Here is an 8,325-nt window from a genome sequence, read left to right as displayed (position 1 = left end):
GGACCTGACCGTCAACAATCAGATCGAAGACCAAAATGGCAAGGTCAACCGCGGTTTCTTCATGCCGCGTGAATTCACCCGTTTCCGCGATATCCTCGACGGTCTGTCCAACACCATCGCGATGGGCGAGATCGCCACCGACCTGAAAGACGGCGACAAACGTACGACACCCGCCGTCGCCGTTGCCGGGGCGGTCGTTGCCCCAATTACGGCACCACTGCCCTATACTAATAACCCCAACTACTGCGAAGAAAACTTCATCGACCCAGATAACCCCACGTTCTGGCTCGATCCCGACGGTGTCATCACTGGCAACTTCCCGGGTGATCAACCACGAGTCGCCGGGTTTGGCGAAGGCCGAGGCTTTCGCTGGTGTGATGCCCGCCCGATCTACCAAGAAGTCAATTGCATCCTGCCACCGAATAAGGGACTGTGCACCAACTCGTTCGCCGAAAATGAAGCGATCGCCCCGCCCAGTAGCCGACACCCCGGTGGCTGCCACGTCCTAATGGGTGACGGTGCCGTCGTCTTCACTACTGACTCGGTGGAATCGGGCAACGCCAACGCCCCGCAACCCACCCCCGGCGTCGAAAGCCCCTACGGCCTGTGGGGCGCCCTGGGCACACGTTCCGGCAAGGAAGTCATCGAGGATTCACTCAACCAGTAACGCGGCCCCGGCTTCCGACCAGCCCACTGACCATCCACCCTGCCCGATTCACCCCGGGCAGGGTTTTTGATGCGCCCGCCCAGCCACCCCAGCGGGACGCGTCAGCGACCGGCGCACGGTGAAACCACAGCCAACTCGCGCCACTGGCTGACGCCACGTGCTGAAAGGAGACACCCCAACGGGAAGCGTCAGCGGACCGGCTTGCCAAAACCGGTCTGATCGTGACATCGGTCGGATGCTAGAATCTGGCGACGCCGCATCGCCAAACCCCGCCGCATCGCCAAACCCCGTTGAACACCAGCCGTGAAAGAACCCTCTCCCAAGCTGTTCAATGCCGGTTTCCTGGGTTTGATGGTGGCACAGTTCTTCGGGGCGATGAATGACAACCTGTTGAAAGTCATCTTGGCGTTCGCCGTCGTGCGCGGCGTCTGGGAAGGCCGGCTGGGCGACGGCGGTGAAGGCATCGTGAGCGTCTGTTTTACGCTGCCGTTCTTGCTGCTGTCAGGATTCGCCGGCCAAATCGCCGACCGCTATTCCAAACGCACGGTGACGCTGTGGGTCAAGATCGCCGAGATCCCGATCGCCCTGCTCGCGGGCATCGGTTTCTACTTCGAAAGCCTCTACCTGACGCTGCTGGCGCTGGTGGCATTGACGTGCCAAAGCTCGTTCTTCGGCCCGGCAAAATACGGCATGATCCCCGAGTTGGTCAGCGACAAGAATCTCAGCCGCGCCAACGGCTCGATCAACATGATGACCAACATCGCCGTGATCCTTGGAACCGTGATCGCCGGCTCGGCCAGCGTCCGCTACCACGGCAGCGAAGACATTGCGCGGACCGCATGGCTCCCCGGCGTGTTGTTTGTCGCCACCGCACTGCTGGGATTCCTCGCCAGCTTGCTGATCACCCGTCTGCAACCCGGCGATCGCGACCTGGACATCAATTACAACCCGTTTGTGATCTATGTGGAAACGATCAAGAAGATGGGCCGCACACGTTTGCTGACCGTGATGATGGCCTGGGGCTACTTTTACCTACTCGCCGGGCTGGCCCTGTCGACATTGTTTCGCTACCCCGAGGTACTCAGCGTAGGCGACGACGAAGCCAGCGTCCTGATGGGCGTGCTGGGCATTGCCATCGGCCTGGGCTGTGCCATCGCCGGATTTATCTCCGGCGACCGGATCGAACCCCGACTGACCACGATCGGCGCCGCAGGCCTGGTGATTTTCTTCTTCTTGCTGGCCGCCGTCCCGCCCTGGATGCCCGACATGCAACCGATGATCCGCGTCGCGCTCAGCAACGTCGCGTTCTTCATCTTCTTTGCCGGTTTCTTCGCCGGGTTTTACATCATTCCGCTGCAGGCACTGCTGCAGAAACTCTCGCCGGATGATGAGCGCGGTCAATTCCTGGGGACCGCCAACGCCGTCTCCTTCGCCTTCATGACCGTCGCGGGACTCCTGTACTGGGTCGTCATGTCGACGCCGGCCTTCAACACTCGCCCCCAACGCATGTTCTACGTCTCCAGCGGCCTGATGCTGGCCGGGGCGCTGTTCTTCCTGTGGAAGCTGCGCGGCACCGGCATCCTGATCGGATCAAAACCGGACGAGCAACCGGACGGTTAACGCGGCAGAACACGCCGAGTGCAGCGGAATAGTGGGCCCACCGATGGCAGCGCGAACCCACGGATTTTTTGCACCCTGCCATCCGTGGGTATTTTTTTTCGATCGTTAGCCCGGTGAGTTTGCTGGAGTGCTTCGTCAAGATCGAATGTAGCCGGAGCACTCGTATGCACAGCATGCCCGACAAAACGTTTCACAGCACGTCGACGTATGCCGCCCGCCACTGGAGACAGCCGGTGCTGCCGACGGCAAAATCGCGACAGACCTGCGGTCGATGCTGGTGATGACGACATTGCTTGGTTTCCAGGTCCAACCACGTGCAAGGTCCGTCCAGCGTTGCGCCGATCGGCGCGACGTAGTCCGCCATTTGCTGCAAGATCCCGTCGCGCAACCGTGACGGCATCGCGACCCAACGCGCCAGATCAGCCTGCGCCACCGGGGAAAGCGACGCCACATCAATGGTTTCCACGTCCGCCAACTGATCGAGCGTCAAATTGAATGCGGGGTAGCCCATGTGCAAACAGCACACGCCGCAACCCTCGCAATCGACAACCGGCAATTCACTCACTCGGCGACCGGAAGCCCGACCAATTGCTTTTCCTTGGCCATCTTACGAATGTCCTCGGTGATCTTCATCGAGCAATACTTGGGTCCGCACATGCTACAAAAGTGGGCGCTTTTGAAGGTGTCTTGCGGCAGCGTTTCGTCGTGGTAGCGACGTGCCGTTTCGGGGTCCAGTGAAAGTCGAAACTGTTCGTTCCAATCGAATTCAAAGCGTGCCTTGCTCAACGCATCGTCACGGTCTTGTGCACCTTTACGGCCCCGTGCAACGTCGGCGGCGTGGGCGGAGATCTTGTAGGCGATCACGCCCTGTTTGACGTCTTCTTCGTTGGGCAACCCGAGGTGTTCTTTGGGCGTGACGTAGCACAGCATCGCCGCCCCATGCCAACCCGCCATCGCGGCACCGATCGCGCTGGTGATGTGGTCGTAGCCGGGTGCGATGTCGGTGACCAGCGGCCCCAACACGTAAAACGGCGCGCCCTCGCAAAGCTCCGCCTGTTTTTCCATATTCATTTGAATCTGATGCATCGGCACGTGCCCCGGCCCTTCGACCATCACTTGCGTGCCGTTCTTCTTGCCGCGCTTGGTCAGTTCACCCAGCACTTCCAGTTCCGCGAACTGGGCATCATCCGACGCGTCGGCGATCGACCCGGGTCGCAATCCATCCCCCAGCGACCACGTGACGTCATACTCACGCATGATGTCACACAGATCATCAAAGGCATCGTAGAGGGGATTTTGTTTGTTGTGAGACATCATCCATTTGGCGATCAACGAACCGCCGCGACTAACGATGCCGGTCACCCGATTGATGCTCAGGTGCAAATGTTCCAGCTTCACGCCGCAGTGAATCGTCATGTAATCGACGCCCTGCTTGGCCTGGTGCTCGACCATGTCCAAAAAGTGTTGGGCGTTCATGTCTTCGATGTTGCCGCCCAGTTCTTCGAGCATCTGATAAATCGGCACCGTTCCGATCGGCACCGGGCTTTTTTCGATGATCTGCCGGCGGATGTTGTCGATGTCCTTGCCCGTGGACAAATCCATCACGGTGTCGGCACCGAAGTGGACGGCCGTGTGCAGCTTTTCCAACTCTTCGCCGGCGTTGCTGGTCACGGCACTGTTGCCGATGTTGGCGTTGATTTTGCACTTCGCCGCGACACCGATGCACATCGGCTCGAGTGCGCCGGCGGCATGAACTTTGTTGGCCGGAATGACCATGCGACCGGCCGCCACCTCGTCGCGAATCAATTCGACCGCCAGATCTTCGCGTTTTGCGCAAAACTCCATCTCCGGAGTGATCTCACCTGCCTGCGCCGCCAAAATCTGCGTTTTGCTCATCGATTTACTCCGATTGTCCCGCGCAAGCGCGGTGAAAAGCTCTGAATTGGAGGCTCTGTTATACGCCCGAACGGCGATTGGGAGTAGATCCCCCGCGGCGTAAGCGTCCAGCTTGCGTTTCTGCCGCTACAGCGTTTTCAGATACTCGAGCACCTGCCGTTTTTCCGACTCGGTGAGGGCATCGGGAAAGTCGTGCCCGCAGTTGCTCTTGCCGAACTTTCTGGTGTCGAAATAACTGCGTTTGACGGCCACGTCGGTCTCGCCCTCGGGCACCCCCTCAACCACCTCCACCGTCAACCCGATCTTCTGCGGGTCCATCTCGGTCGAGGCGGGCCGCCAAACCGTCGGCCGCTGCTGGGGATTCAAAACATCCCACAACGTCGGCACGCTTCCGTTGTGAAAATACGGCGCACTGGCCCAAACGCCGTCCAACGGCGGTGCGACGTAGCCGTCGGGATCGATCACGGTTTCCTGCTGATCAGGCTCCCCGGCATGGGCAAACCAACTGCGGGCATATTTCCTGCGGCCTTCGACCGTCAACGCGTTCAATCGGACGGGGTCGGTGCCGATCTCGTCAATCGGCACGCGGCGATTGGGATAGTCGGAATCAACGCCGTAGGTTCCATGGCAATCGGCACAATGGGCCTGAAAGACCGCCCTGCCCTGCCCTGCCAATTCCCGATCCACCGATCCTTCATAAACCGGTGCCCGTAGCGAACTCAAGTAGGCGAACACGTCTTCGAAATCTTTCTCGTGCTCGCGATAAAAATCGGGGCCGTTCTCGGGCACGAGTGTGAACTGCATCAGCCCGCGATGTCCCTTGGCGGCAAAACCGTCGATGTAGATGTTGGGTCGCTTGTAGAAGTGCCACCACGGCGGTGCGTCCATGTCGTGGTGCGTAAAAAACCTCGGTCGTCGGGCGACCAGATTCAACCGCTCGTCGCGACCGTTCATCAATCCCATCCCGAACACGACCGCGTTGGTCGTCCCATTGGTCGTCCCCAGCGGGATGAACATCGCGCCCAGTTCCATGCGTCCGGGCAACAACCCCAGCCCGAGTTTCGCCTTTCCAATTTCCTCGGTCAGCGTTTGCAGCGCGAATCGGTTGTTCGGTGCCCCAGGCATGGGTTTGCCATAAACGGTCCCACCGTGACAGGAGAAACAGTTCATCGTCCAGTCGTTGTCGGAGTCGACGACATACTGAAGCGGTTTGCCCGAATCATCGCCCGGACGAGTCGTCAATCCGTACCGCTCAAATGCCATCTCACGACGCCGCTGCAACGACGCTTTCTCCGCCTCGCTGCGCAGCGGTTCGGGCCACACCGTCCACAGCGCGTCAAACGTCGATTGACGAAAGTCGCTTGGCAGCACCGCCGTCTCGGTCAAAAACCGATACCCCCGCGCGGCCGCCTCCGAATCAGCGGCAGCGACGCTTGCCGGAAACAGGCACACCGTGCCGATCCCCAACGCGACGATCCAAGCGGCAATGAACGACGATTTCATCAGTTGTTTGAAGTTGCAATGAGGTGCGAACAATGACGGATAACGGCTTCGCTTCCGTCCAGCCTCCAGGCTTCGTTGGTGTCCAGCCTTTAGGCGCTCCCCTGTTAGCCTTCAGGCTTCGCTTCCGTCCAGCCTCCCGGCGCTCCCCGCTCGCTGCGGAGCAGCGAGACGGTGCGGCTAAAGCCTGGACACCAACGACCAGACATGCGGCGAAAACCTGGACACCAACATTGAACCCTACGAATCTGCCCAGCCCCGAGCGGCGGCAGACCTTGTAGTCTGCGCCATCAACCGCAGGACCGCAAATCAATTCACTCGCACGCCGAAATCCAATCGAAACACCACCGGCCGGCCGGGAAACGTTTTGACCGCCGAAACGGGCCGAAAACGCTCCAACCGGTCGATGAATCGCCTGGTCGACGGCTCGCCCGATCGCGAGACCAACCAGACCCTCGTTTGGGGCTGCGGCAGGTTTTCCACATGATGCCGGACCCAACTTTCGTGCTCAAACGCGCCCACGACCACCACGGGATCGAGTGCGTACGGCCCGCGGAGCGGAAACGCCAGGTAGTCCCACTGGCCCTCGCTGACCGAGCCGGCCTCGGAGATCGGCCGGCGAAGAAAACTCGCTTCAATCAGCTGGCTGTCCAACCAGACCACGTCGCCTTCGCCGATTTCGCCGCGAACCGCCTCGACCGCATCACGCCATTGCTCACCGCGCAGCTGAACCGGCCATCGACCGGCGGCCAATGTTCGCAACGTGCCCTGGTACCAAAGCGTAAACCCGAGAAACAAAACCACGACCGCGATTCCGCAGCCCCGGCGCAACCACGGCGACGGGTTGCCATCTGCACCGACGCAACAAAACCCGCGCGTGATGCGAACCATTTCGGAACCAAAGATCGCGACCATCTCACCGGCGGTCCAGGCCAACAACGGCAGCGCGGCGACGTAGTAGCGGCGATGCCACAGCGGCACCCACTCCAAATACGACGCACAAAAGAACAGCGTCGTTCCTGTCACGGCAACCAAACCGGGGATCACTCCGATCCAATCCACGCGTTCGGCCCGCTCTCGGTCGTCGTCGAGCGAACCCGACCGAAACCACTTCACCAGACGGCTTGCCATCCACATGCCGAGCGCGGCGCCCAGGGGCACCAGCACAATCGGTACCCAAGCCCAAGCGTACCAGAGCTGCCACCAAGACGTCGCCTGCCCGAATGCTTTCCATAACTGACGCCGCTGCCATGAATCCGGCAGCGACGACAACGCGAGCGCGGCAAGGGTTGCCACCGCGACGACGCCCGCAATCACATCGGCCCGCCACCAACGCAATCGCCCACGTTTCCATGCAACCCACAGGGCACAGGGGACCAGCAACGACAACACCCCCAGCGACGTCGGGTGGACCAGGGCGGCGACACAAATCCAAAACAGCATCGCCAATCGCCAGCGTGCACCGCCGTAACTGTGCGTAGCCGGGGCCTTTTCCAACCAAGTCATCATCGACCAGACGGCCAGCACGGCGTACAGCATGACGAAGGCGTAGGCCCTCAGCTCGCATCCAAAAAACACCCCGTTGGGATCAATCGCCAGCATTCCCCCGGCGACCAACCCGGCGGAGACGTTTCCGGTTCGGCGGGCAACGCCCACGACCAGCAACGCCGACGCCAACGCACTGGCCAGCACGCTGCTGAGCCGCATCGGCAATTCCCCGGCCCCGACCAAGGCCGACCAGATCCACAAGAGGTGAAAGTAGCCGGTGGTTTGATTTCCTGCGGCCGCCCGCGGAGCCACATCGGAAAACCCGTCCGCGACCACCCACGCCGAATGCAGTTCGTCGAGCCAGAAACTCTCCTGGCACGAGGGCAACCGGAACGCCAGCGACAGCGACACCACGACGACGACGGCCAACCACGTCGCCCGCCCGTTGATCGCTGCCGAACGTGTCTCCATCAAATCATTCATCCCTATCGATTCACATCTTTTTCTGGCCCGGCCGCCCGCTCGCGTGCTCGCCCCCCGCACCTCTCCGCGCCGTGTCGTGTCGTTCCGCCACATGGCTACGATTGGGCATCGGCGCTATCATAGGGACTCTGCCCGAATCGCCATGCCCCCTCGGCCGTCATTCCCCCGAAAGGGATTGCTCCGAGCGGCATTTCCCAACCGCTTTGGGCCTTCCAACGAGTCGAAAGAAAATCGCGATGTCCGCTCCCGAAATCCCCACGTTGAACCTGCAACGCGTCGACGCACGCGTCGGGTCTGCCGAAATCTTGCAACAGCTCCGCGACAAGCTCAGCCCCCAAGGCGACGTCGTTTCCCCCCGCGGACGGGCACTGACCGAAGAGGTTTTCGGCGCCCCACTGACTCCCGTCGAAGTGGTCCAGCGAATTTGTGCGGAGGTTCAACGGGACGGGACCGCGGCGCTGCTGAAATTCAATCAACAGCTCGACAAGGCCGACCTGACCGCCGACCAGCTCCGTGTTCCCGCGGAGGACTTGGCCGCCGCACATGCCGCGGCAGATCCGGAATTGATCGATTCCATCCGCCGCATTCGTGACAACGTGGCCACCTTTCAGCAAGCGATTCTGCATCGCGACGTCACGATCGAGCCCAAACCCGGTGTCACGCTGACGCAG

At 61.0% G+C, this 8,325-nt stretch carries 6 protein-coding genes and 1 pseudogene; 3 read left to right on the top strand and 4 right to left on the bottom strand.

All coding sequences use genetic code 11. The features are described from left to right. Positions 1-667 (top strand): DUF1559 domain-containing protein (locus tag ABX749_RS13500; protein WP_372896436.1); only part of this gene is annotated, 667 nt, incomplete at its 5' end. A gap of 303 nt (positions 668-970) precedes the next feature. Further along, positions 971-2,287, top strand: coding sequence for an MFS transporter (locus ABX749_RS13495; RefSeq protein ID WP_145219990.1), 1,317 nt, complete (start codon positions 971-973; stop codon positions 2,285-2,287). A 190-nt stretch (positions 2,288-2,477) separates the two neighbouring features. Here ABX749_RS13495 and ABX749_RS13490 read toward each other — a convergent pair whose 3' ends face one another. The 4 genes and pseudogenes from ABX749_RS13490 to ABX749_RS13475 all read right to left on the bottom strand — a co-directional run bounded on the left by ABX749_RS13490 (position 2,478) and on the right by ABX749_RS13475 (position 7,654). After that, positions 2,478-2,852: a YkgJ family cysteine cluster protein gene (locus tag ABX749_RS13490; RefSeq protein WP_372896435.1), complete on the bottom strand. Its 375-nt coding sequence runs from the start codon at positions 2,850-2,852 to the stop codon at positions 2,478-2,480. Continuing rightward, positions 2,849-4,195: pseudogene (thiC, locus tag ABX749_RS13485) on the bottom strand (phosphomethylpyrimidine synthase ThiC); the annotation flags it as partial. The pseudogene thiC and the gene ABX749_RS13490, both read right to left, overlap by 4 nt. Positions 4,196-4,309: 114 nt before the next feature. Continuing rightward, entirely contained in the window at positions 4,310-5,686 is a 1,377-nt protein-coding gene (locus tag ABX749_RS13480; protein WP_372896434.1) for a hypothetical protein, read from the bottom strand. 306 nt (positions 5,687-5,992) lie between these two features. Continuing rightward, on the bottom strand, positions 5,993-7,654 hold the full coding sequence (locus ABX749_RS13475; RefSeq protein WP_372896433.1) for a glycosyltransferase family 39 protein: 1,662 nt from the start codon (positions 7,652-7,654) through the stop codon (positions 5,993-5,995). A gap of 236 nt (positions 7,655-7,890) precedes the next feature. On the opposite strand from ABX749_RS13475, the gene ABX749_RS13470 reads away from it, so the two are divergent. Then, the coding region (locus tag ABX749_RS13470; protein ID WP_372896432.1) for a histidinol dehydrogenase at positions 7,891-8,325 on the top strand (435 nt) is incomplete at its 3' end.

It is taken from the genome of Stieleria sp. (genome assembly GCF_041595215.1).
In the GTDB taxonomy this organism is placed as follows: Bacteria; Planctomycetota; Planctomycetia; order Pirellulales; family Pirellulaceae; genus Stieleria; species Stieleria magnilauensis.
The sequence above is the reverse complement of the archived record's forward strand: the minus strand, read 5'-3'. Positions and strand labels throughout refer to the sequence as shown.